1 pseudogene is annotated in these 671 nt (G+C 69.7%); it reads right to left on the reverse strand.

Going from position 1 to position 671, the window contains the following annotated elements:
* Positions 1–499: pseudogene (locus L6Q67_RS23845) on the reverse strand (OmpA family protein); the annotation flags it as partial.
* Positions 500–671: the final 172 nt, after the last annotated feature.

Consider the following 671-nt stretch of genomic DNA (forward strand, 5'->3'; position numbering starts at 1 on the left):
GGCGGTCGGTGTGGCCGGTGATGATGAGCGTGTCGACGGCCGCGCAGCTGCCGAGCTTGGCGATCACGGCGTTGTCGAGGGTGGCCTTGGCGGAGGCGGTGAGGGTGGCCTTGTTGAAGGCGAAGGTGCTGTCGGCCGAGAGGTTGACGCTGAAGTCGCACTTTGCGGCGGCAGCCGGGGCTGCGACTGCGGCAGCGGCGGGTGCGCCGGCGGCGCCACGGGCTGCGGGAACACAGGTGTCGGCGCCGACGACGTCCTTGTCGCAGTGGCAGCCGACCGGCAGCTCGCCGGCCTTGACTGCGCCGGCGGCGGCGGGCGTCCAGTAGCCGGTGCGCCAGCACAGGTCGAAGCCGCTGCGGGTGACGACGTTGCGCTGGTCGACGACGTAGGGCACTTCGCCCTGGCCGTCGACGACGATGTCCTTGGTTTGGGCGGCGGCGCCCAGGCTGGCAAGTATCAGCAGGGCGGCGGACGCCAGACGGAATTTGGCTGCGTTCATGGATTTCCTCCTTGGATCGATGGGGCTTTCTGGGGCGCCCGTATCGTGGTGATTTGCGTGGCCGGATTAGAGCATACGAGGACGATGGATAACAACGCGGACGCCTGCGGTGCCGCGCCGCCGGGCGCAGCGGGCGGGCGGGAACGGCTTGGCTCGGCGTGCTAGAATCGCG

This window comes from Zoogloea sp. (assembly GCF_023150065.1).
In the GTDB taxonomy this organism is placed as follows: Bacteria; Pseudomonadota; Gammaproteobacteria; order Burkholderiales; family Rhodocyclaceae; genus Zoogloea.